Source organism: Caulobacter sp. LARHSG274, from assembly GCF_052871235.1.
Genome location: NZ_JBIXJO010000001.1, coordinates 558,582 through 581,727, shown reverse-complemented (window position 1 = coordinate 581,727; position 23,146 = coordinate 558,582). Strand labels below are relative to the sequence as shown.

Below are 23,146 nucleotides of genomic sequence, written 5' to 3'. Positions count from 1 at the left end.
GGGCTGCGGCGCTGCGGCGCCGCCGGAGGGGAGCGTCCAGTCCCGGCGTTCCCCTCCCCTCGCGGGCCGGCTTGAACCAAATCGGCGGCCGTGCTCGACTCCGGCGAAGTTTCGCATCCTCGCCTGGACATCCGCCACATGGTCCGCCGCCTCGCCCTGATCACCGGCGCCTCCGCCGGCATCGGGACCGCCTTCGCCCGCATCTACGCCGGCCATGGCTATGACGTGGCTCTGACCGCGCGGCGGCTGGACCGGCTGGAGGCCCTGGCCGCCGAGATCCGCCTGCGGTTCGGCGTCGAGGCCTATCCGATCGCCGCCGACCTGGCCCAGCCCGACGGGGTGGACGCGGTGCTGGCCGGGATCGAGGCCCAGGGCCGGGTGGTCGACGCCCTGGTCAACAACGCCGGCTACGGCCTGCCCGGAACCTACGCCGCCACAAGCTGGGCCGACCAGAGCGCCTTTCTGCAGGTGATGCTGACCTCGGTCTGCGGCCTGACCCACAAGGTGCTGCCGGGCATGGTCGAGCGCGGCTATGGCCGCATCGTCAATGTCGCCTCCCTGGCCGGTCTGGCGCCCGGCGCGGCCGGCCACACCCTCTATGCGGCGACCAAGAGCTTCCTGGTCAGGTTCTCCCAGAGCCTGCACCTGGAGAACCAGGCGACCGGCGTCCATGTCTCGGCGCTCTGCCCCGGCTTCACCTATTCGGAGTTCCACGACGTCAACGGCACCCGGGCCCAGGTCAGCCAGTCGCTGCCGGCCTGGCTATGGCTGGGCGCCGACGAGGTCGCCGCCGCCGGTTACGAGGCCGCCGAGGCCAACCGCCCGATCTGCGTGCCCGGCGCGCCGAACAAGGCCATCGCGGTGCTGGCCAAGCTGATCCCCGACGACTGGGCCCTGGCGCTGATGGCCAGCCAGGGAGGACGGTTTCGGAAGGTGTAGGATCTCTATGGCGCAGGCGGATGCAGCCGGGTGTCGAGGGCGAACGGTTCCTGGCTGACCATCTTGTGGCGGCCCATGGCGTTGGCGGCGACGAACACCAGGTTCCAGCTGTGGGCCGAAACCGCGCTGGGAATCACCACAAAGGGGTGCGCCGCCAGCAGGGCGTCGCCAAAGGCCTGTTGGCCGGCGCCGGGCAAGCCCGGCCGCAGCCAGTTGGGATTGGGCACGGCCGTCGGCTGCACGACATGAACCTGGGCGGGATCCAGGATCTCCAGCGACGTCAGGACATGAGGCACGGTGTCGAGCGCGCCGAAGGTCTTGTGCACCGCCACTTCGAGGATCGCCGTCGCCGGATCGATGGCGCAATAGACGGTCCGCACGCCCTTGCTGTTCCAGCGACCGCCGCCGCGATAGGCGCCCTCGCCGGTATCCCAGGTCGCCGCGAAACGCGCTTCGTCCAGCCGCCACGCCATCAGCGGTCCGGGCCCGAGCGTCGAGGGCAGCGGCGTCACGTATAGGCGCCGTATTCGATCCGCGTCAGGAAATCCTCGACCACTTCGGCGCCGGCCGGGCTGGCCAGCAGTTCGATCGGCGCCCGCTGGTCCAGGCCCATGGCCGGTCGAACCAGCCATTGCTCGGCTTCCGACTGAGAACCGAACACGTCGGTCGCCCGGGTCAGAACCTCGGCGAACTTCCAAACCCGCCCGCCCTGTTCGGCGTTCAAGGCCTTGGCCGGCGTATCCTTGCGACGCTGCCGCGTTCGCAAGCTCATCCCTAAAGCCTTTTCAAACCCCGACGCGTGGCGAACCGTGAGCAACTTGTCCATCAGATGGTTGAGCGCGCCGGCCGGCATGCCTCCGACGATGAGGTCGTGCGCATCGAGAGGCGTGTCGATCCGGTGATGCAGCAGGCGGGCGCCGCCAAGCAGGTCGGCGACCCGCCGCGGCCCCGCGCTCTCCGTTCGTTCGATCTTGTCGGCGACGGCCATGGAGTGTCCTGTCATCTGTCGCAACATAAATGACTCTTGTCGCGACCGCTGGCAAGTTTCGTTTCCGTGTGAACCGGACTCACCGCGCCGACGGCGTCAGCGATGCTCGGCGTAGGGCGCCTTGGCGTCGGCCCGGATCAGGCCCCGCGTCGCGTCGCCGACGCCGATCAGCACGAACTGCACCGCCAGGGCGCAGAGGATCAGGCCCAGCACCCGCACCACGATGCTCATGCCGATGCGGCCCAGCGCCTTGCTGATGATCGGCGAGGCCCAGAAGGTGGCCACCAACACCGCCGCCACGGCGGCGATCACCCCGCAGCCGATCGCCATCCCCGCCAGGCCCAGGGCCTTGGCCTCGCTGGCGTAGATGATCACCGTCGAGATCGCCCCCGGCCCGATCAGCAGCGGCATGGCGAACGGCACGATCAGCCGCTCGAAACGCTGCTTGGCGTAGACCCGGGCGGACTGGCCTTCGATCCCTTCGGCGGCGTCGGCGAACATCGTCGTGAAGTCGTCGCGCACCATGTCCAGGCCCAGGATGAACAGGATGATGCCGCCGGCGATGCGGAAGGCCGGCATCGAGATGCCGAAGAACTCCAGCAGGCCGACGCCGGTGAAGTAGAAGAAGATCAGGAAGGCGGCGACGAACAGGCCGATATAGACCGCCACCATCCGCCGGCCGGCGGCGGCTGCGCCCAGGGTGGCCGCGGCGAACAGCGGCACGTTGCCGATCGGGTCGATCAGGGCGAACAGGGCGACGAAGAAGTTGACGGCGAGTTCGGCCTGGCTCATTCGGGGTGCTTAGCCTTCAATTCCCGCGGATCCGCATCCTTCTTAGGGTGATGCGACCCCGCGCGCCACACTCCGGGGAACGCCCATGACCGCCGATCCGCGCCTGATCATCCCGCTCGACCTGCCCAGCGTCGCCGAGGCCCGCGCCATGGTCGAGCGGCTGGACGACGCCGCCTCGTTCTACAAGATCGGGCTTGAGCTGCTGGCCACCGACGGCATGGCCCTGGCCCGCGACCTGAAGCGCGAAGGCAAGTCGGTGTTCCTGGACTGGAAGCTGCACGACATCGGCGCCACCGTCGAGCGCTCGGCCCGGGTGCTGGCCGGGGCCGGCTGCGACCTGCTGACCGTCCATGCCGAGCCGCAGGTGATGGCCGCGGCGGTCAAGGCCAAGGCCGGCTCGGACCTGAAGATCCTCGCCGTCACCGTGCTGACCAGCCTGACCGACGCCGACCTGATCGAGCTGGGCTACGCCTTTTCCGCCCGGGAACTGGTCGCGCGGCGAATCCGCCAGGCGGTGGACTGCGGCGTCGACGGCATCGTCTCCTCGCCGCAGGAGGCTGCCTTGGCCCGCGAGATCGCCGGTCCCGACTTTCTGGTGGTGACGCCGGGGGTGCGGCCGTTCTGGTCGGCCAAGAACGACCAGGCCCGCGCCGCCACACCGGCCGACGCCCTGCGGGCCGGCGCCAGCCACCTGGTCTGCGGCCGCCCGATCACGGCGGCCAACGATCCGCGCGAGGCCGCGCTGAAGGTGGTGGCGGAGATGACGGAGGTTTAAAGGCGTTCATCTGGAGGGCGGCTGCGCCTCACGGCCGATAAGCGGACGATTTCATCTTCGCAGAAGGGTGGTTGTCGGACGCTTCTCGCCTATGGCCGAAGGGGAACGGCCAGCGGCATCAGTTGATAGAGACAATGATTTTGATCCAGCCAGCGCGACGTTGGAGCTATTTTCTCCACGCAATGGATCGCCGCCCGCGTTCTCAGGACTCTGTTTTCCGTCAGATTGGCTTCGCACTTGACGGCGTAGGTCGATGGCCATGTTCCGCCTGCGCCAGTCAAGGATCCAGCCACTTCGCATTCCCCGGGGACATAGCGCTTCCAGGCTAATTGCTGCGCCTTCAACGCGGCGACGAGTCTGGTGTCAGCATGGCCTTGCGGCGATGCCTCACCGGCCCTTGAGATGAGCCGCAGAAGCTTTCTTTCCTCTCTAGCCAGAACATCCCCGGCTTGGTCACGCCGCTGCACTTCGACCTCACCGACACGCATTGCGCTGCCTTCCGGCCATTCACTTTCCTGAGAAGCAGCCGAGGCAGCTGTCGAAAGTAAGCAAATAAAGAGGGGGAGAAGAAGCTTGCTCATCGATCGGCTCGAAACGAAATTTTCAGTCTAAAACACTACCTTGGGTAGGTTAAGGGGGAATGAGGGCGCTCAGAAAATAAGGCTCGCCTCGAAATTTGACCTCGACACAAGGCTGTAAAAGCCGATGGGACAGAAGGTCCGACTTGGGTCGAAGCCGGAAATCGGCGCAGCTCAGGAAAACGGCCCCTTGGCCACAGGCGGCCTGACGCTGGAGCGCTCCCGAACCGGCCAAGCCGCCCCGCGACGACCATTCCTGTAAATCGAAAATCAGCCTTTTGATTTACAAGGCCACCGCTGGGCGGTCCTAGAAATCCACCGCCACGCCCTTGCGTTCCCAGTCGCCGAACCGCGTCGGCTCCGGGCCGTCGCGGCCGCCTTCCTCGGTCGGCAGGGCGGCGGCCTGGGCTTCGGCGCGACGGGCGGCCGCCTCCTCCAGCGCGCGCCGGGCGGCGGCGGTCAGGGGCTTGTCGGGGGCCGCGCCGGGCGGCAGGTCGGTCTCGGACATGGCGTCTTCCTACCACTCTTCGCGCCAAAAAGCTTGCGCTCGCCGTCGCCTCGGGGCACGGCGAGGCGGTGACTCAGGAACTCAATGACGGCCTCCCCGCCCGGGAAGGCGCCCTCGCCCTCATCGACGCGGCCCTGTCGCGGCGCGGCGGTCTCGACGAAGCCGCCTCGGCCAACGCCTTCCGCTTTCTGGAGCCGCGCGAGCGGGCCTTCGCCCGCGCCCTGGCCATGGCCGCCCTGCGCCATCTGGGCCCGATCGACCGCGCCCTGGCCGGCAAGCTGGCCAAGGAGCCGCCGCCGCGGGTGCGCAACCTGCTGCGCCTGGGCGCGACCCAGGCCTTCTTCCTGGAGGTCCCCGCCTTCGCCGCCGTCGCCACCAGCGTCGAACTGGCCAACGCCAACAAGGCCAGCCGCCCGTTCAAGGGCTTGGTCAACGCCGTGCTGCGCGGCCTGCTGCGCGACGGCGCGCTGTCGGACGCCGCCGAGCACCTGGCCCCGCCCTGGCTCTACGCCCGCTGGGTCGGCGCCTGGGGCAAGGACACGGCCGACGCCGTCGCCGCCCAGATCGGCTTCGAGCCGGCCACCGACCTGTCGCTGAAGCCCGGCGCCGACGCGGCCGCCCTGGCGGCCGAGCTCGAGGGCGAGATCCTGCCGGGCGGCACGCTGCGCACCGAGCGACGCGGCGACGTCTCGGCCTGGCCCGCCTTCGAGGACGGTGTCTGGTGGGTGCAGGACGCCGCCGCCGCCATCCCGGCCCGGCTGCTGCGCCTCCAGCCCGGCGAGACCGCGCTCGACCTCTGCGCCGCCCCCGGCGGCAAGACCCTGCAGCTGGCCGCCGCCGGCGCCCGGACCGTGGCCGTCGACCGCTCGGCCGCCCGCCTGGTCCGGGTCACCGAGAACCTGGCCCGCCTGAACCTGACCGCCGAGGTGGTCGCCGCCGACGCCGGGGCCTGGGAGGACGAGCGGACCTTCGACGCCGTGCTGCTGGACGCCCCCTGCTCGGCCACCGGCACCTTCCGCCGCCATCCCGACGTGCTGTGGGCCGCCCGCCCCGGCGACGTGGCCAGCCTGGCCGTCGTCCAGAGCCGCCTGCTCGACAGCGCCGCCGGCCGCCTATCGCTCGGCGGCCGCCTGGTCTATTGCGTCTGCTCGCTCGAACCGGAAGAGGGCGAGGCCCAGGTCGAGGCCTTTCTGGCCCGCCGTCCGGACATGGCGCTGGACCCGATCGCCTCGGAAGAGGGCGGCGCGCCCGCCGCCAGCCTGACGGCCCGCGGGACTCTGCGCATCCTGCCCCACCACCGCGAGGGCGGCCTGGACGGCTTCTTCGCCGCCCGGTTCGTCAAGGCAGCGCCTTGACGAAGGCCTTGACCACCGTGGCGCTGTTGGCCGCCGCAAAGCGCAGGAAGATCGGGAACTGATTGCCGGCCGGATCGCCGCCGGCCAGGTCCGACAGGCTGCGGAAGGCGATGAACGGCGTGCCGTTGACATAGGCCACCTGGGCGACCGCGGCGCTCTCCATGTCCAGCACCCGGGCCCCGAACGTCGCGTGGGCGTACTGGCGGAAGGCGGCGTTGTCGACAAACACCGGCCCGGACGCCCCGGCCCCGCCCACCACCACCTTCGGCGGCTTGGCCAGGCACTGGTCGGCGGCGCAGCGTTGCAGGGTGACCCGCTCGGCGACCCGGCGGGCCACCGCCAGCAGGGCGGGGTCGGCCGGGAACGACAGGTGCTCTTCCGGCGGCTGGGCCGGATCGCGCTGGGCCCGGACCGGGCGCGGATACATCATGCCGAAGGCCGGCAGGCCGGCGGTCAGGCCCTGCGGCGGCGCAAAGCCGCCGGGGATCTCCCGGGCATAGGCCATTTCCGACGACTGGGCCCAGGTCTCCGGGGCGATGACGTCGCCGACGTCCAGCTGCGGATCGGCCCCGCCGGCCACGCCCGAAAACACGATCCGCGTGATCTGGAAACGGTCGAGAGCCGCCTGGGTGGTCATGGCGGCGTTGACCATGCTGACCCCGCTGAGAAACAGCACCACCGGCTTGCCCTCCAGCACGCCGGTGACATAGCGGACCCCGGCGGCGGCGTACTCGTGACGGTCGCTGGTCGCGGCCTCCAGGGCGACCAGCTCGGGCGGGAAGGCGCTGATCACCGCGGTGCGCGGCGTCGCGTCCAGCAGCGGCGCGGCCAGGGCGGGGAGCGGCGCAAAGGCCAGGAGCAGAAACGTCAGGACAAGGCGCATGGACGGGCTTTCGAGGCGGGAGCGATTCGGCGTCACCCTAGCCACGTGCCGGGCTTCGAGGCGAGCCCGGCGCCGCTTTGGATCGTGGCTGCGGCCGAAAAGTCCCTGAGCGGGCGCCGGGCGCCGGCGTCGCCGCAGCCGGACGCATCGACGGCAAAGTCGCGCCGCTTCGAGCTTCACCGATTGCATTGCGCGCTTCGACGGTCGATTTTCTCCGCCAGTTTTTGAAGGCGGGGACGGCATGGGTCGATGGTGTTTGCGGATGGTCATGGCCCTGGCCATCGGCCTGGGCCTGGGTTCGAGCCTGGGCGGAATCGCCTCGGCCCGGGCGGCCGGGCCCCTGCCGATCAAGGTGGTGATCGTCACCACCTTCGAGATCGGGGCCGACACCGGCGACGTCGCCGGCGAGTTCCAGCCCTGGGTCGAGGGCCTGCCCCTGACCCACGAGATCACCATTCCCGGCGTCCGCCACCCGGCCCGCTATTCCGACGACGGGGTGCTGGCCATCGTCAGCGACATGCGCGGCCGGGCTCGCGACAGCGTCGCGGCCCTGATCCTGTCGCCGCAGTTCGACCTGTCCAAGGCCTACTGGATCGTCAGCGGCATCGCCGGGGTCGATCCGAAGGCCGCCTCGGTCGGCAGCGCCGCCTGGGCGCGCTATGTGGTCGACGCCGACCCGATCTACGAGGTCGACGATCGCGAAATCCCGGCCGACTGGCCCTACGGCCTCTATTCGCTGGACAGCGAGCGCCCGAACGTCAAGGGCGACGCCCAGGGCTCCAGCGCCATGGTCTGGAAGCTCGATCCCGGTCTGGTCGACTGGGCCTATGGCCTGACCCGCGACGTCCGCCTGCCCGACTCCGCCGGCCTGCAGGCTCTGCGGGCCGGCTATGTCGGCGAGCCGCAAGGCCAGCGGCCGCCGTTCGTGCTGCAGGGCGACGCCCTGGGCACGGTGCGGTTCTGGCATGGCGCCCACCGCACCCAATGGGCGGAGGACTGGGTCAGGCTCTGGACCGACGGGGCGGGAACCTTCACCATGACCGACTGCGAAGACCAGGGGATCCTCGACGTGCTCGACGCCCACGCCGCCAGCGGCCGGATCGACCGCCGCCGCGTGCTGGTGCTGCGCACCGCCAGCAACTATTCGCGCCCGCCGCTCGGCCAGCCCAGCTTCCCCCGCGTGTTCCACCACGAGGGCGCCGCGGCCGCCTTCGCCGCCACCTTCCGGGTCGGCGGCGTCGTGGTTCGCGAACTGACCGCCCATTGGGACCGCTACGCGACCGTCCTTCCCTCAGCCGCCGCCGGCGGGAGCCGCTAAACCATGCTCGAACGCTATTTCGGCCTCAAGGCCCAGGGCACCGACGTCCGCACCGAGGTGCTGGCCGGCCTGACCACCTTCGTGACCATGGCCTATATCGTCGTGGTCAATCCGGCGATCCTGAGCCAGACCGGCATGCCGGTCGCCGCCGTGGCCGCCGCCACCTGCCTGGCCGCCGGCTTCGGCTCGATCCTGATGGGGCTGATCGCCAACTATCCGCTGGCCCTGGCCCCCGGCATGGGCCTGAACGCCTATTTCACCTTCACCGTCGTCAAGGGCATGGGCGTGCCCTGGCAGGTGGCCCTGGGCTGCGTCTTCCTGTCGGGCCTGGCCTTCCTGATCCTGACCCTGGCCGGGGTGCGGCAGATGATCGTCGGGGCCATTCCCAAGCCGCTGTTCTCGGCCGTCGCCGCCGGGGTCGGGCTGTTCATCGCCTTCATCGGCCTGAAGGAGGCCGGCATCATCGTCGCCAGCCCCGCCACCACCGTCGGCCTGGGCGACCTGACCACCCCGACCGCCGTCGTCGCCATCCTCGGCCTGGTGCTGATCGCCGTGCTGCAGGCCTGGCGGGTCAAGGGCGCCATCCTGATCGGCATCCTGCTGGCGACGGTCGCCGGCTGGGCCCTGGGCCTGGCCAAGATCGCGCCGGCGACCTCCAGCCTGGCCGAGCTGAGCGCCACCGCCTTCAAGATGGACATCACCGGCGCCTTCAACCTGAAGGGGGGTCTCGGTCTGGCGATGCTGGAGATCGTCTTCGTCTTCCTGTTCGTCGACCTGTTCGACAATGTCGGCACCCTGGTGGCGGTCAGCAAGAAGGCGGGCCTGCAGGCGCCGGACGGCTCGATTCCGCGCCTCAACCGCATCCTGCTGGCCGATTCGGCGGCGACCATGATCGGGGCCGCGGCCGGCACCAGCACCGTGGTCAGCTATATCGAGAGCGCCTCGGGCGTCACCGCCGGCGGCCGCACCGGCCTGACCGCCGTGGTCGTCGGCCTGCTGTTCCTGGCCACCCTGTTCTTCGCCCCCCTGGTCCAGGCCATCCCGACGGCGGCCACCGCCCCGGCCCTGATCCTGGTCGGGGCGATGATGATCGGCAGCCTGGTCGACATCGACTGGGCCGACCCGACCGCGGCCATTCCGGCCTTCCTGACCCTGATCACCATCCCGCTGACCTTCTCGATCGCCAACGGCCTGGCCTTCGGCATCACCAGCTATGCGGTCCTCAAGCTGCTGACCGGCAAGATCCGCAAGGGCGACTGGCTGCTGCTGGTGCTGGCGGTCCTGTTCGTCGTCCGCTTCATCTATCTGGCGAAAGGCTGAGCCAAGAACCGACAAAGACCCGTTTGCGCCGGCGCAGCCTTTCGGCTAAGACCGCGCTTCCGCAAGACGGAAGCACCCGTAGCTCAGCTGGATAGAGCGTTGCCCTCCGAAGGCAAAGGTCACACGTTCGAATCGTGTCGGGTGCGCCAAATTCTTCAATAAAATTAACGCATAAGTCGCCAGTAGTCGCAGCGATGCAGGCGATAGCCTACTTGTGGGGCAGCCCTGACGCGGTGGATTCCGGCTCAGAGGCCCATAAAAGCCGCGTTAAAAGCATGACTTTCAGCCGGGCCTCAGGCCCTGGCGTCGCGGAATGCCGGGCTAGACCGCTAGAGGCCACTCATAGTTCTCCGCCGGTCAGCGGCACGACCGCCTCACCGCCAAGGCTCTGCTCGACGGCTTTGAGTGCGAGGTTGTCCTGGCCGACAAAGCTCATGACAACAATGATTTGCGCCAGACCATCGCAGAGATGAAGGTCCAAGCGTGGCGCGTGTAGTGCATGTTGTTTGGTCGAGGCTGGATCTCAAACCTGCACTCCCAATTGATCGACAGGCCGCCCGCAGATCTCGGCTCGGTTTCCGGGCCAGCCTTAGGAAATCCAAGGCTGGCCCGGATGAGGATCACGGCCCGTGGCCCTCGGTGTCGCCGGCTACAGGAAGAAGTCAGCCGAGGTCAGCGAGCTGACGCCGTTGACGTGGATGTAGAAGTCGGCGAGGCCGTCTCCGTTCACGTCGCCCTGCACCGTGGCGACCCCGCCCGAGACATCGTAGCGCAACTGGCCCGAAACGCCGGTGAAGCCCGAAGTCCCGATGAGGGTGAAGGACTGATCCTCGTTGACGTTGGTCCGCGCGTCGATCGTGGAAAGATCGATCCGGTCCGTGCCGCTGAGGAAATCGATGATCACATCGTGGTCGATCTCGGCCACCGCGTTGAAGTCGAAGTTGTCGGCCCCGCCGCCGCCGGTCACCGTGTCATGACCGAGACCGCCGATGATGCGCTCCCCCGCGGAAGAACCCACGAAGATGTCGTCTCCCGCCTTCAGGTCGGTAAAGGTGATCCCCGAGACCGCGATCGCCGAAAGGTCGAAGTTGTCGGCATTGTCGGTGAAGGCCATGCCGGTGTGGCTGGTGCCGTTGACGCTTTCGGCTGTGATGGCCTCGATGCTGGTCATCGCGCTGATGCCGATGATCGCATAGTCGGAGGCGGCGACCAGGGTGTCGTAGCCGGCGCCGCCGTCGACCACGTCGGTTCCGGCGCCCTGATAGAAGCTGATCTTGTCGTCGCCACCCGCGCCGTAGATGGTGTCCGTGCCGGCGGCGCCGATCAGGTTGTCGGCGCCTTGGGAGCCGTAAATGGTGTCATTGCCATCGTCTCCACTGATCCACTCAACCCGGCTGACGACGATGTTGCGCAGGTCGATCACGTCGTCATTCGCCGTGCCGACGATCTTCGTGTTGGCGATGTTGACGCCCTGGATCTCCTCGATCCCGTCGAAGGTGTTGAAGATGATCCAGACGTTGGAATCCGTGGACACCAGCTTGTCGTAGCCGCTTCCGGCATGGATGACGTCCAGGCCCTGATTGGTGTTGACCAAGATGGTGTCGTCGCCAGCTCCGGTATCGATGTAGTCGTTGCCCGTGCCGCCATCGACGACGTCCGCGCCCGCCGTGCCGTAGAAGGTGTCGTCGCCGCCATTCAGGTGGACGAGGTTAAGGCTCCCCGTGACGACGACGGAGCGCAGGTCGATCGTGTCGGCGGCCGTGGAGCTGACGAGGTTGACGCCGCTGAAGCCGCCCGTGGAGATTTCCTCGATGCCGGCCATCGACGCGATTTCGAAGGTCGCCCCGTTGGCGTTGGCGAGCAGCTTGTCCCAGCCGGCCCCGCCGTCGACGGTGTCGAAGCGCAGCGTGGACTCGGCGAGGCCGTACAAGAAGGTGTCATCGCCCAGCCCGCCCTTGAGAGTGTCCGGGCCGGGATTGCCGAAGATCACATCATTGCCCGCGCCGCCGATGATGGTGTCGGCCTGGACGCCGCCGGAGATCAGCGTGATCCCGCTGAGCTCGACGTTGGTGAAGTCCCAATTGGCGTAGGACAGCAGGTTCGCCAACCCGATCTGGACGTTGGCGAAGCCGCCGGAGCTGATCTTCTCAATGCCGGTCAGCGTCGAAATGGCGATCATCGTGTTCCGGGTCGTGGCTCGGATTTCGTCGTAGCCGGCCCCGCCGTCGAAGACGTTCTGGCCCGAGCTGTCGTCGATCAGGAACAGGTCGCCGCCGCCGCCGCCGTACAGGGCGTTGTTGCCGGCGCCGCCGACGATGGTGTCGGCGCCGTCCAGGCCGAAGATCGTGTCATTGCCGTTCTGGCCGTACAGGAGGTCGGGCCCGTTGGTGCCGTAGATCGTGTCGTGGCCTTCGCCGCCGGCGATGGTGATCGTGCCGGTGCTGGTCACGCCGCTGAAATCGAGCAGATCGTTACGATCGCCGCCCAGGAAGCCGACGTTCGTGAACCCGCCGGTGTTGACGGCCTCGATCCCTGCCAGGGACCGGAAGTTGACGACAGCGTTGCTGGCGGTGAACCGGATGGTGTCCGTGCCGGAGCCGCCGTCGACGGCGTCCCAGCCCTCGTCGCGACCGATCAGGAAGGTGTCGTTGCCGGCGCCCCCGATCAGGGTGTCGTCGTCATAGCCGCCGATGATGATGTCGTCCCCGACGCCGCCGGTCAGGGTGTCCCGGCCCACGCCCCCGCTGAGCTGCCAGTCCTGGACGTCGGGCACGGTGAAGGCGTCGTTGCCCGTCGTGCCGGTCCAGTAGGTGTCGATCTCGTCGATCAGGTTGACGACGACATTGCCCATGCTGGCCAGCGAACCGTCCGAGGCCTGGACCGTGATCGTCTGGCTGGCCTGGGTGTCGTGGTCGAGCAGGCTGGCGTTGGCCACGGTGACGACGCCGGTCGTGGCGTTGATGGCGAAGCGGCCGCCGGCGTCGTTGGTCAGGCTGTAGGTCACCGTCCCGCCGTGCGGGTCGGGCGCGGCGATGCTCAGGCCGCCGACCACGGTCCCGGTCGTCGCGTGTTCGGACACCAGGGTCGGGGCGCCGTTGGTGTCGGTCGGCGTGGCGGGCGCGGCGTTGAGCACGTCGATGGTGAAAGCGGCGCTCGCCGACGCCGAGCCGCTGCCGGCCTGGACGATGATCTGATGCGAGGTCGCCGCCTCGTAGTTCAGCAGGTTGGCGTTGGCCACGGTCACAACGCCCGTTGAAGCGTTGATGGCGAAGCGGCCGCCGGCATTATCGAGCAAGCTGTAGACCAGCGGACCGCCATTGACGTCGGCGGCGCTGATCGACAGGCCCGCCACGACAGCGCCGTTCGTCGCGCCCTCGGAAATGGTGTTGGCGGTGGAGTCGCCATCGGCTGGAGCGTCGTTGGCGTCGTTGGTCACGGCGATGGTGAAGGCCTGGCTGCTGAAGGCGCCCTGTGCGTCCGTGGCATGCACGGTGATCTGGTGGGAGGCCGCCGTCTCGAAGTTCAGCTTGGTGGCGTCGGCCACGGTGACCACGCCCGTGGCCCCGTCGATGGCGAACCGGCCGCCGGCGTCATCGGCGAGGCTATAGGTCACCGCCCCCGTCTTCGGCTCGCTCGCCGAGGCTGTCACCCCGACCAAGTCGCCATTGGCGGCGCCCTCGGAGACGGCGTTGATGGCCGTGTCGGCGTCGGTCGGCGTCGTCGGCGCGGCGTTGACCACCTCAATGGTGAACGTGGTGTCCGTCGCCGCGTCGGCGGTCCCGTCGCTGGCGCGCACGGTGATCTGGTGCGAAGCGGCGGCGTCGTAGTCGAGCAGGCTGGCGTTGACCACGGTGACGACGCCGGTCGCGGCGTCAATGGCGAAGCGGCCGCCCGCGTCGTCGATCAGGCTGTAGCTGAGGCCGCCATTCGGATCGGCGGCGGCGATCGTCAGGCCGGTCACGACCGCGCCGTTGGCGGCGTCCTCGGACACCGTGTTGGCGTCCGGGTTGAGGTCCGCCGGAGCGGAAGGCGCAACATTGGCCACGTCGATGGTGAAGCTGGCCGAAGAGGTCGCCGTCCCGTCGCTCACCTGCACGATGATCTGGTGTGAAGTCGCGGTCTCGAAGTTCAGCTTGGAGGCGTCGGCAACGGTGACGACACCGGTCGCGGCGTCGATGGCGAAACGGCCGTCCGCGTCGTCCAACAGCGACCAGATCAGGATCTGGCCGGCGTCCGGGTCGAAGGCTCCGAGCGCGAGGCCGGCGATGGCGGCGCCGGTGGCCGCGCCCTCGGCGAGAATGTTAGCGGCGCTGTCGCTGTCGGTTGGCGCTCCGGGGGCGGTGTTGGGCGGGCCTTCGTCGCCAGCATAGATGTCGTCACCGGAGCCGAAGTTTTTCACGTACATGCTTACTCTCCACACGAAGGGTCTCTCGCCCCGGTTGCGTGTCTTGAGGTTGCATGCGCGCGTGAGATTTGCCTAGGTCCTAACTGCCCAGCTTGGGAGAACGCCTGTGGACGTAAAGTCGCGCCGGCCGTTCCACGCGCGGTGCGGGCGAGGCCCTCGTCGCTGGACATGCCTACGAGGCCTTTACCCCGCGAACTCGGCCGCCAAGCTCTCTGCGACTTCGGCCATCACCCCGCTCCAATCCTGGTAGTCCGAAGAGGCGAAGCAGCGCGCCTGAGGGTACCAGGGGTATTCCTCGGCGCCGAGGCGGGTCCAGGCGACCGCGCCCGTGAGCAGCCAGGCTGGAGCCCCGCACGCGCCAGCCAGGTTGAAGGTGGCGTTGGAAAAGCCGATCACCAGATCCATGGCGCAACATAGCGCTGCGACGTCGTCGAGATCGTACTTCAGGTCGATCCCGGGGGGCTGCCAGACTTCGACGCCGAACGCTTCGCGAGCGAGAGCGATCTCGGCCTCGCAGTCGCCGTACTGCAGGTTGACGAAGGTGACGCCCGGCGTCTCCAGGATCGGGCGCCACTCCTCGAAGGGCGAGAACAGGCGACCCCGCTCCGCTTCGAGTTTGAGGCTCTTCCACAGCAGCCCGACCTTGCGGCCAGGCGTTGAGGCGAGTTGCTGACGCCAGTGCGCGACACGCTCTGCGTCGGGAACCAAAAAGGACGGCGCCCGCGGGAACGACTCAGGAGTCGCCCGAAACGTGCTCAACAGAGACCCAAGCGGCGTCCAAAGATCGATCGCCGCTAAGTCCTCCACAAAAGGCGCCGTCCAGAAGACCCGCCCATCCTGCCGCACCGTGCGATGCGGCGTGATCGACGCCCGCGGGAAGCTCCGTTTGAACAGTGGGACGAGCCGATACTCCACGGCGACGCTCAGCAGACTCTCGTCGCCCAGCGCGGCGATGACATCGCGCAGCACGTTGGCGAACAGCACCTCGTCGCCCAGCCCCTGCTCGCCGCAAACCAGCAGGCGTTTGCCCGCCAGGCTTTCGCCCGGCGTCCAACGAGGGCGATCGACCACGAAGGTCGCAACCGACAGAAGGGCAGGCGACAGTCGCGCCTCATAGGCCTCCCAGCCTTCGCGCAGACGCCCCAGGGCCAGCAGCACGGTCGCCCGCATGAATTGCATGGAGGCGAGGTCGTTCGCCTCGGAGTTCTCGCCAAAGCGCAGCGCCGCCTCGCAGTCCTCCAGCGCGCCGGCCACGTCGCCGATGTCCAGACGCGCGAACGCGCGATTGTGATAGGCCTTGCCGTACGCGGGCTGCAGCCGCAGCGCCTCATCGAAGAAGGTGAGCGAGGTGGCGCCGTCCCCTCTGCTGACCAGCACCGTGCCGAGCGTGTTCCAAAGACCCTCGGCCTGCGGGCTGTCGACGATGGCCGAACGCAGCAAATCGATGGCGTCATCGAAACGATTGATGTCGCGCAGCGCGCAGGCGAGGTTGTTCACCGCTTCCAGATCGCCCGGACGGCTCTGGAGGAAGTGCGCGAAGAACTGGGCGGCGAGTTCCGGCATACCCAGGCGGAAGGCGAGACGGCCAAGGTCGCCGGCGACGGGTCCGTGGTCCGGCAGCAGCTTCAGCGCCGCCTCGTAGCAGCGCATCGAGCTGCCGAAGTCGCCCAGCTTTTCCCGTGAGACGCCGAGCACGTGCCAGGCGACGCCAAGCTGCTCGTCGCGGCCTAACGCCTTCAGCGCCAGCTTCTCGCCACGGCCGTACTCACCCGCGTGGAGCGCCTGGATCGCACGATTGAGCAGGCGGGCCGCGTCGGCGTCTCGCAGGTCGCCCACGGACGCCTTTATCGCATTCAGTGCTTCTGCAGAGGCTGCATCGCCCAAGGCCGGTGCGGCAAGGCCCGCCCGAGCAACCCTGGCGTCGGCCTCGGGGGCAATCGCCAAGGCGCTCGCCGAATTACCGAATAAGCGGTCGCTGGACATGAGATCAGCCTGAGTATTAAACCAGAGATCCCTAAAACCGCATGGTTAATTGGGCCTTAAGGTGCGGGCCGTTGCGAGCCGCTTTCAGCTTTACCCCACCTTGTCTCACAGTCGTAGCCGCGTAGCGGCTCAATGGCAGGGATTTATGAAGCTGCCGTTCAAGCGCTGTAGATTACCGGCGCGGACATCATTGTGAACGCAGATATCCGAAACGGGTGAGGCTATGTGAACACGCCCGCGCCGAAAATTTGCGGGCGGCGTCCGTTACGAGGTCCACGAGATCCTGTGACCCGGCCTGACGCCGCCTTCGCCCGAAAAGCGCGATCGCCTACCAGATCTTCACCCGGTCCTCCGGCGCGACATAGAGCTTGTCGCCGGGCTGGACGTTGAAGGCCTTGTACCAGCCCTCCTGGTTGCGGATCGTGCCGTCGACCCGGTAATAGGCCGGCGAGTGCGGGTCGCTGACCACCTGCTGGCGCAGGGCGTCGTCGCGGGTCTTCTGGCGCCAGACCTGGGCCCAACCGAGATAGACGCGCTGGTCGCCGGTGAAGCCGTCGACCACCGGGGCCGGCTTGCCGTCCAGCGAGCGGTGATAGGCCTCCAGGGCCAGGGCCAGGCCGCCCATGTCGCCGATGTTCTCACCCATGGTCAGCTGGCCGTTGACCTTGGCCCCGGGCAGCGGCTCGAAGGCGCTGTACTGGGCGCCCAGCTTGTCGGCCTGGGCCTTGAACTTGGCGGCGTCCTCGGCCGTCCACCAGTCGCGCAGCACGCCCATGCCGTCGGACTTGCGGCCCTGGTCGTCGAAGCCATGGCTGATCTCGTGGCCGATCACCCCGCCGATGCCGCCGTAATTGACGGCCGGGTCGGCGTCCGGATGGAAGAACGGGGCCTGCAGGATGGCGGCCGGGAAGACGATCTCGTTGTTGGGCGGGTTGTAGTAGGCGTTGACGGTCTGCGGGGTCATGCCCCACTCGGTCTTGTCGACCGGCTGGTCCAGCCGCTCGACGTCGTGGCGCCACTCGAAGGCCCCCGATCGGAGGGCGTTGCCATAGGCGTCGTCGTCCTTGATCACCAGCCTGGAATAGTCGCGCCACTTGTCGGGATAGCCGATCTTGACGGTGAACTGGCTGAGCTTGGTCAGGGCTTGGGCCTTGGTCTGCGGCGACATCCAGTCCAGGTTCTCCAGCCGCACCTTTAGGGCGCCGCGGATATTGGCCACCAGGTCGACCATCTTGGCCTTGGACTCCGGCGGAAAGTAGCGGGCCACATAGACCCGGCCGACGGCCTCGCCGAGCTGGTCGTTGACCGCCGCGACGCCGCGCTTCCAGCGCGGCTTCTGCTCGGGTTGGCCGGCCAGGGTCTTGTTGCGGAACGCGAAGCTGGCGTCGACGAAGCGCTTGGACAGCATCGGCGCGGCCCCGTCGGCGACCTTGAACGCCTGCCAGGCCTTCAGGGTCTCCAGCGGGGTGTCGGCATAGACCTGGGCGAACTTCGGGAAGGCGGTGTTGGTGGTGACGATCACCCGGTCCAGGGCCGGCAGCTCGGTCCCGGCCAGATAGCGGTTCCAGGCGAAGCCGGGGGTCAGGGCCTGCAGCTCGGCCAGGTTCATCGGGTTGTAGGTCTTGTCGCGGTCGCGGCGCTCGGTGCGGGTCCAGGAGGCCTCGGCCAGCCGGGTCTCGAAGGCGACGACGGCCTTGGCGCTTTCAGCCGGTCTGTCCCAGCCGATCAGGGTCAGCATCTGGGCGACATAGGCTTCGTAGGCGGCCTTCTTCTCGGCGAACTTGGCGTCGAGATAGTAGTCGCGGTCGGGCAGGCTGAGGCCGCCGGTCGAGGCGTAGACGGCGTAGCGGGTCGGACTTTTCAGGTCGGCGCCGATGCCGACCCCGAAGATGGCGCTGTAGCCGGTGGTCGGGTTCTTGCCCATCAGGGCGGTGAAATCGTCCTTGGTCGCGACCTTGCGGAGGCCGTCCAGCTCGGCGGCGATCGGCTTGGCGTCGAGCTTTTCGGCCAGGGCCTCGTTCATGAACGCCCGGTAGGCCGCGCCGATCTTGACGGTATCGGGGTCGGTCGAGGCGCTGTCGGCGGCCTCGGTGATGATCGCCTTGGTGCGGGCCTCCGACAGCTCGGCCAGCTTGTCGAAATTGCCGTAGCGGACGCGGTCGGACGGGATGGCGGTGTTGGCGTCCCAGGTCCCGTTGGCGAACTTGTAGAAGTCGTCGCCCGGCTTGACCGAACGGTCCATGCCCGAGACGTCGAAGCCCCAGGTCCCGTAGCGCGGCGACTCCAGCGACACCGAGGCGGTCCCGCCGCCGGCGCCGGCCGCGTCCAGCATGTCGAACAGCATCCGCCGCTCGCAGGCTGCGTCGAGGCAGGCCCCGCCGTCACGCCCCGGAAGCTCGCGGGCCTGGGCGCCGAAGGCCGACAGGGAAAGAGCGGCCATGGCGGCGGCCGCGAACCAAAAGCGTTTCATCAAGGCGATCCCGTGGACAAGGTTGGCCGCAACTTGCCCATTGTTGGAAAACCCTGTCCCTTACATTTTTGTCATGTTGCCCTCAGTGGTGGTCGTGCATGCCGGCCATGCCCGCCATTGGGTCGGCCGCCTCGGCCTTGGGCGGACCGTTCTCGACCGACAGCTCGATCTTCACTCGACGGCCGTCGGCGAACACCAGGGTCAGGGGCACCTTGCCGCCCACGGCCTGGGCCTGGGTCAGGCCCATCAGCATCAGGTGATAGCCGCCGGGGGCGAAGGCGACCTTGGCGCCGGGGGCGATCGCCACGCCGCCCTCCACCGGCCGCATCGACGAGACGCCGCCCTGGTCGCGGGTCTGGTGCAGGGTGACCGACTGGGCGGCCGGGCTCTCGACCCGGACCAGCTTGACGGGCGCCTTGCCGACATTGGCCAGGGTGAAGTAGCCCACGCCGCTCATGCCGGCCTGGGCGGGGCGGGTCCAGGGACGGCGGACCTCGATCCCGCCGACGCGGTAGTCGCCGGCCCAAGCTGGCGACACGAAGGCGGGGGCGGTGATGGCGAGGGCGGTCAGGGCGGTCAGGGCGAAGCGGTTCATGGCGGGTCTCTCGATCAAGGGTTCATGCCGGGCATGGCCGGCATGGGGTCGGCGGCGGCGGGGGTCAGGTGCACGGTCGGGGCGGGGCGGGTCAGTTTCTCGTCGGGCCGTTCGGGGTCGGGGATTTCGCTCCACTGGCTCTCGCCTTGGGCGCAGGTTTGGACCACCGGAAAGACCAGCACCTCCGCCCGGTCCTTCGCCGCCAGGGGCGGCAGCTTCATCAGCAGGGCGAAATCGTCGAACTGGTCGTCGGGCAGGCGGCCGGTCCAGGTGACGGCCGTGACCCGGTCGCCGGTCTTCTCGATGTCCACTGCCCAGCCCGGCTTGGGTTGCGGCCGGGCCGAGGCCACCGCGTCGGGGATCTCCACCCGCAGCTTCAGCGTCGTATCGCCGGCGGCGCAGGCGTGACCGACCCGGAAGGCGACGGCGGCGTAGGACCCGGCCTTGGCCTCGCCCGGCGCGGCGACGACATGGGCGAGGGCCGCGCCGGGCGCGATGGCGGAAAGCGGGGCCAGCAGGGCGGCCAGCAGGATGGGCTTGCGCATGATCAGGCTCCCTAGAACTTGCCGCTGACGCCGGCGAACAGGCTGCGGCCGTCGCCCGGCCAGAAGGCGGTGGTGGCGGCGTCGGCGCTGACCGACGGATTGACGGTCGAGACATAGCGCTTGTCGGCCAGATTGCGCGCCTCGACGAACAGCGTCACCCCGTCGCGGGTATAGCCGGCGCTCAGGCCGGCCACGGCGTAGGCCGGCGCGCGGACCCGGTTCTGATAGTCGACCAGCACCCCGCGCGGCGACCACTCCACCGACGGGGCCAGATACCAGCCGGCCGGATGCTGGTACTTCAGCTCGGCGCGATAGAGATGCTCGGGCACGACCGGCAGGCGGTTGTTCCGGTACTGGGCGTCGCCGTCGAACCTGAAGTCCGACCAGCCATAGGTCTGGCGCAGGCGCAGGCGCGGGGTGATCGTCCAGTCCAGGCCCGCCTCCAGGCCCTGGTGGACGGTCTTGTCGGCGTTGAAGGTGGCGGCCGGATGGGCCGGGTCGACCACGAAGCTCAGCAGTTCGTGGCGCAGCTGGGCGCGGTAGAGCGCCACGTCCCAGGCCAGAGCTCCGCGCCGGCCGCGGGCCCCGACCTCGCCGGTCCAGGCCTGCTGCGGGACCACCGGCGCGAAGCCGGCGGCGGCGCTGGGCGAATAGGCGCCGAAGTTCGGCGGCTCGACCGAGCGGGTCAGGTTGGCGAAGACCTGGGAGTCCGGATCGGCCTGGAACAGCACCCCGACCCGCGGGGCCAGCCAGTCATAGTCGCGGCGGGCGGTCAGGGCGAAGGAACTGGGCGCGCCGGCGGCCGGGTAGCTCTGATAATCGCGGCGGGCGGTTCCGTAGGTTCCGCCGGCTGTCAGGGCCAGGCGCGGGGTGACGAACAGCCGGCCCTCGGCGAAGACGTCGAGCGCCTGCGCGTTCTGGCGCGAGAAGGCGGTCGGGGCGCCGTGCGAGCCGCGCAGGTTCACCCACTGGCGGGCGTCGAGGTCGCCGATCCGGTAGGACAGGCCGGCGAACAGGTCGGCCTCGCGGCCCCCCAGCTGGCCGGTCCAGTCCAGCCGTCCGAAGGCCCCGAAATTGCGGCTCTCCTGGTCCACGACCTGGAAGATCGGATGGTCGAGGTCGCGCCAGGCGCCATAGACCCCGCCCTCGAACACCGTGTGGTCCGAGAGGCGCCAGGTGGTCTGCAGGCTGGCCCGGGCGTTGCGCATGTTGCGGCCGTAGTTGTTGGCCAGGTTGGCGGCGGCGGCCTGGGTCGGGTCGTTCAGGGCCTGGGCCAGGGTCAGCGAACCGGCGATCTGCTGGCGCAGGTCCGCGCCGCTGAGATAGAGCCGCACCTCGCGGTCCTGGCCGAAGCTGTGGCCGAGATTGGCCGACAGCCGGGCGGCCGAACTGTCGCTCTGCCGCCGCCAGCCGTCGGCGTTGGACAAGGTGGCGCCGACGAAGACGTCGTCGTCGCCGAAGGTCCGGGCCAGCTCGCCATGGACCCGCGCCGTCCCGAACGATCCGCCCTCGACCCGCAGCAGGTTGTCGGCCCCGGCCGTGCGGCCCGTCGGCGTGACCAGGTTTACCGCCCCGCCCAGCAGGGCCCCGCCGAACCGCAGGGCGTTGCCGCCCTTGTAGACCTCGGTATAGCGGGCCAGCAGCGGGTCGATCAGCTGGAAGTCGCCATAGCCGTCGGCCTCGTTCAGCGGCACGCCGTCCTGGGCCAGCAGGACGCCGCGATTGTGGCTGCTGTTGCCGATGCCCGAGCCGCGGATCGACAGCCGGGCGTCCTCGCCGAACTTGCGCTGGGCGTAGACGCCGGGGACGTCGCGCACCGCCTCGACCAGGCCGACGGCGTAGCGGCCGGCATAGGCCTCGGACGAGATCACCGCCACCGCGCCGGGGGTTTCGGCCAGGCGCTTGCGGGCCCGGGCGACCACCGGCGGGTCCTCGGGATCGGGGCGGGCGGTGACCAGAACGGAATCGACGACGGCGCGCTGGTCGTCCTCGGCGTGGGCCAGAACGGGGGAGGCGAGCGGAAGGCAGAGGGCGGCGCCGGCCAGCAGGACCAGGCGGAAGGCAGGGGACATGGAAAGCAATCCTGAAGGCGTGACGGCGCGCGTCGGCCGCAAGGGGGCGACGCGCGGGCGGAGGGTCAGGCGTTCAGGCGGCGAGGCGGGCCCTGGCTGGGCGGACGGGGCGGGGCGCGGGCCGGGGCCAGGCCGCGGCGGGCCAGGGGCGGGGCGACCTCGACCCGGGCGGCGTAGAGCACCGGGGCCGAGACCAGGGCGTCCGGCGGGGTGGCAGCGGCCAGGCTGGCCGCCACGCACTGGTAGCAGGCATAGCCGCCGAAGCCCTTGGGGGCCGGCTTGTCGCCGCCGACCTGGACGGTCTTCGCGCCGTCGACCGTGCAGATGACGATGGCCGGATTGGCCCCGCGGGCGTCGTGGGCCATGGCCGCGGCCGGGATCAGGGCCTGGACGAGCAGGGCCAGCATCGCCAGCAGGGCGATGGGCCAGGTCGACCGGGACTGTCCGCGACGGGGGCTCATGACGGCGCGTGCCTAGGCCCTCCCGCCGGCCTGGTCAATGCGCCGCCCGTCCAGGCGCCTTGACATTTGACACCCGTGGTTGTATTCAACCAATATGGGTGACTTTAGTAGAGAGTTCCGGATGCCCCATGCGAAGATCCTCCTGCCGGCCCAATGCCGGGGCGCGCGCGGCCTGCTCGGCTGGTCGCAGGGCGAGCTGGCCGAACGCGCCGGCGTCTCGCGCAGCACCATCAAGGACTTCGAGACCGAGCGCCACGCCCTGCACCACAGCACCGAACGCCTGCTGATCGAGGCGCTCGAGGCCGGCGGGGCGACGCTGATCTCGGCCGACCTCGATTCAGACCAGGCCGGCCCTGGCGTCCGGCTCAGATTGGCGGGCTAGGCGAGACATTCAGGCTCCACCAAGCAGCTTGCAATATCGCCGGCGACATCCATTATGTATTCATGCGCTTGGTGTTCGATACCGCGATGATGGTCGCCGCGATCCGCAGCAATGCTGGAGCGTCCAACCGTTTATTGGCGGCCGGTCTGGAACGGCGACTGACGATGTTGGTCTCGACGCCGCTACTGATCGAGTATGAAGCCGTCCTGACGCGAGCCGAGCATCTCGAAGCGTCGGGGCTGACGGCGAGCGAGGTTGAAGCCCTGCTCGACGCCGTGGCGGCGACCGCTGAACCGGTGCGATTGGCCTTCCTTTGGCGTCCCGCGGTGCGGGACCCGGACGACGATATGGTGCTGGAGACGGCGGCCAACAGCCAAGCGGACGCCATCGTGACATTCAACATGCGCGATTTCGTCGTCGCCGAACGGTTTGGAATTGAGGTTTGGTCACCGGGTGAAGCGGTGCGAAAATTGGAGATGGATCGATGAGGAAAAGCAATTTCGCGTTGCGACTGCAGCCTTCGCTGCTGGACGAGGCGCGCAAGCTGGCCGAGTCCGAGGGTGTCGCCCTGAACCAGCTCATCAATGTCGCTGTCGCTGAAAAGTTGTCAGCGTTGCGGACAGAAACCTATTTCGCCGAGCGGGCGGCCCGGGCCGACGTGCCCAAGGCGTTGGCCATTCTCAAGCGGGCGGGAGCCGGCGCCAAGCCGGTGAAGGGCGACGAACTGACCGACTAGACCGAACCTCGACCCGCACAGGAGACGCGACCCCGTGAACC

22 protein-coding genes and 1 tRNA gene are annotated in these 23,146 nt (G+C 68.9%); 9 read left to right on the top strand and 14 right to left on the bottom strand.

The genetic code is table 11. From position 1 onward, the window contains the following. Window positions 1–138 precede the first annotated feature (138 nt). The gene (locus tag ACIPQB_RS02680; protein WP_446483646.1) at window positions 139–939 is read left to right on the top strand and encodes an SDR family NAD(P)-dependent oxidoreductase; all 801 of its coding nucleotides are present in this window, start codon (window positions 139–141) and stop codon (window positions 937–939) included. 5 nt (window positions 940–944) lie between these two features. On the opposite strand, the gene ACIPQB_RS02675 is transcribed toward ACIPQB_RS02680, so the two are convergent. The 3 genes from ACIPQB_RS02675 to ACIPQB_RS02665 form a co-directional block, all read right to left on the bottom strand. Beyond that, window positions 945–1,451, bottom strand: coding sequence for an RES family NAD+ phosphorylase (locus ACIPQB_RS02675; protein ID WP_446483645.1), 507 nt, complete (start codon window positions 1,449–1,451; stop codon window positions 945–947). Further along, window positions 1,448–1,927, bottom strand: coding sequence for a type II RES/Xre toxin-antitoxin system antitoxin (parS, locus tag ACIPQB_RS02670; RefSeq protein WP_446483644.1), 480 nt, complete (start codon window positions 1,925–1,927; stop codon window positions 1,448–1,450). The genes ACIPQB_RS02675 and parS overlap by 4 nt, the downstream gene beginning before the upstream one ends. Before the next feature lie 96 nt (window positions 1,928–2,023). Beyond that, window positions 2,024–2,719 carry a MarC family protein gene (locus ACIPQB_RS02665; protein ID WP_446483643.1) on the bottom strand — a complete coding sequence of 232 codons (696 nt, stop codon included), beginning with the start codon at window positions 2,717–2,719 and terminating at the stop codon, window positions 2,024–2,026. An 85-nt stretch (window positions 2,720–2,804) separates the two neighbouring features. Between ACIPQB_RS02665 and pyrF the strand changes: the two genes are divergently transcribed. Beyond that, window positions 2,805–3,494, top strand: a complete 690-nt coding sequence (gene pyrF / locus ACIPQB_RS02660; protein WP_446483642.1) for an orotidine-5'-phosphate decarboxylase — start codon at window positions 2,805–2,807, stop codon at window positions 3,492–3,494. Between the two features lie 89 nt (window positions 3,495–3,583). On the opposite strand, the gene ACIPQB_RS02655 is transcribed toward pyrF, so the two are convergent. Continuing rightward, complete coding sequence (locus ACIPQB_RS02655) at window positions 3,584–4,075, bottom strand: lysozyme inhibitor LprI family protein (RefSeq protein ID WP_446483641.1); 492 nt, start codon at window positions 4,073–4,075, stop codon at window positions 3,584–3,586. A 304-nt stretch (window positions 4,076–4,379) separates the two neighbouring features. Continuing rightward, the gene (locus ACIPQB_RS02650; RefSeq protein WP_446483640.1) at window positions 4,380–4,580 is read right to left on the bottom strand and encodes a DUF1674 domain-containing protein; all 201 of its coding nucleotides are present in this window, start codon (window positions 4,578–4,580) and stop codon (window positions 4,380–4,382) included. A 68-nt stretch (window positions 4,581–4,648) separates the two neighbouring features. On the opposite strand from ACIPQB_RS02650, the gene ACIPQB_RS02645 reads away from it, so the two are divergent. Then, complete coding sequence (locus ACIPQB_RS02645) at window positions 4,649–5,935, top strand: RsmB/NOP family class I SAM-dependent RNA methyltransferase (RefSeq protein WP_446483639.1); 1,287 nt, start codon at window positions 4,649–4,651, stop codon at window positions 5,933–5,935. On the opposite strand, the gene ACIPQB_RS02640 is transcribed toward ACIPQB_RS02645, so the two are convergent. Next, window positions 5,919–6,818, bottom strand: coding sequence for a 5'-methylthioadenosine/S-adenosylhomocysteine nucleosidase (locus tag ACIPQB_RS02640; protein ID WP_446483638.1), 900 nt, complete (start codon window positions 6,816–6,818; stop codon window positions 5,919–5,921). The genes ACIPQB_RS02645 and ACIPQB_RS02640 overlap by 17 nt on opposite strands. A gap of 241 nt (window positions 6,819–7,059) precedes the next feature. Here ACIPQB_RS02640 and ACIPQB_RS02635 point away from each other — a divergent pair, with 241 nt between their 5' ends. The 3 genes from ACIPQB_RS02635 (at window position 7,060) to ACIPQB_RS02625 (ending at window position 9,605) form a co-directional block, all read left to right on the top strand. After that, window positions 7,060–8,136 (top strand): purine nucleoside permease, encoded by a 1,077-nt coding sequence (locus tag ACIPQB_RS02635; protein ID WP_446483637.1) that lies wholly within the window; start codon window positions 7,060–7,062, stop codon window positions 8,134–8,136. Between the two features lie 3 nt (window positions 8,137–8,139). Next, window positions 8,140–9,456, top strand: a complete 1,317-nt coding sequence (locus ACIPQB_RS02630; RefSeq protein ID WP_446483636.1) for an NCS2 family permease — start codon at window positions 8,140–8,142, stop codon at window positions 9,454–9,456. A 72-nt stretch (window positions 9,457–9,528) separates the two neighbouring features. Then, a tRNA-Arg gene (locus tag ACIPQB_RS02625) sits at window positions 9,529–9,605 on the top strand. Window positions 9,606–9,796: 191 nt separating this feature from the next. Here the strand turns inward: ACIPQB_RS02625 and ACIPQB_RS02620 are convergent. From ACIPQB_RS02620 to ACIPQB_RS02585, 8 genes are all read right to left on the bottom strand, one after another. Then, entirely contained in the window at window positions 9,797–9,937 is a 141-nt protein-coding gene (locus ACIPQB_RS02620; protein WP_446483635.1) for a hypothetical protein, read from the bottom strand. 168 nt (window positions 9,938–10,105) lie between these two features. After that, window positions 10,106–13,861 (bottom strand): beta strand repeat-containing protein, encoded by a 3,756-nt coding sequence (locus ACIPQB_RS02615; protein ID WP_446483634.1) that lies wholly within the window; start codon window positions 13,859–13,861, stop codon window positions 10,106–10,108. Between the two features lie 183 nt (window positions 13,862–14,044). After that, window positions 14,045–15,844, bottom strand: a complete 1,800-nt coding sequence (locus tag ACIPQB_RS02610) for a tetratricopeptide repeat protein (protein WP_446483633.1) — start codon at window positions 15,842–15,844, stop codon at window positions 14,045–14,047. A 328-nt stretch (window positions 15,845–16,172) separates the two neighbouring features. Then, window positions 16,173–18,314, bottom strand: a complete 2,142-nt coding sequence (locus ACIPQB_RS02605; protein WP_446483632.1) for a M13 family metallopeptidase — start codon at window positions 18,312–18,314, stop codon at window positions 16,173–16,175. Between the two features lie 82 nt (window positions 18,315–18,396). Further along, window positions 18,397–18,909, bottom strand: coding sequence for a copper chaperone PCu(A)C (locus tag ACIPQB_RS02600; protein WP_446483631.1), 513 nt, complete (start codon window positions 18,907–18,909; stop codon window positions 18,397–18,399). A gap of 14 nt (window positions 18,910–18,923) precedes the next feature. Then, window positions 18,924–19,454 (bottom strand): YcnI family protein, encoded by a 531-nt coding sequence (locus ACIPQB_RS02595; protein ID WP_446483630.1) that lies wholly within the window; start codon window positions 19,452–19,454, stop codon window positions 18,924–18,926. An 11-nt stretch (window positions 19,455–19,465) separates the two neighbouring features. After that, on the bottom strand, window positions 19,466–21,526 hold the full coding sequence (locus ACIPQB_RS02590) for a TonB-dependent receptor family protein (protein WP_446483629.1): 2,061 nt from the start codon (window positions 21,524–21,526) through the stop codon (window positions 19,466–19,468). Between the two features lie 65 nt (window positions 21,527–21,591). Further along, window positions 21,592–21,987, bottom strand: a complete 396-nt coding sequence (locus ACIPQB_RS02585) for a DUF2946 family protein (RefSeq protein WP_446483628.1) — start codon at window positions 21,985–21,987, stop codon at window positions 21,592–21,594. A 121-nt stretch (window positions 21,988–22,108) separates the two neighbouring features. Here ACIPQB_RS02585 and ACIPQB_RS02580 point away from each other — a divergent pair, with 121 nt between their 5' ends. The 3 genes from ACIPQB_RS02580 to ACIPQB_RS02570 all read left to right on the top strand — a co-directional run bounded on the left by ACIPQB_RS02580 (window position 22,109) and on the right by ACIPQB_RS02570 (window position 23,105). Next, on the top strand, window positions 22,109–22,369 hold the full coding sequence (locus tag ACIPQB_RS02580) for a helix-turn-helix domain-containing protein (protein ID WP_446483627.1): 261 nt from the start codon (window positions 22,109–22,111) through the stop codon (window positions 22,367–22,369). Window positions 22,370–22,431: 62 nt separating this feature from the next. Beyond that, complete coding sequence (locus ACIPQB_RS02575; protein ID WP_446483626.1) at window positions 22,432–22,857, top strand: putative toxin-antitoxin system toxin component, PIN family; 426 nt, start codon at window positions 22,432–22,434, stop codon at window positions 22,855–22,857. After that, window positions 22,854–23,105, top strand: coding sequence for a toxin-antitoxin system HicB family antitoxin (locus ACIPQB_RS02570; RefSeq protein WP_446483625.1), 252 nt, complete (start codon window positions 22,854–22,856; stop codon window positions 23,103–23,105). Before ACIPQB_RS02575 ends, ACIPQB_RS02570 begins: the two co-directional genes overlap by 4 nt. The last annotated feature ends 41 nt before the right edge of the window (window positions 23,106–23,146 follow it).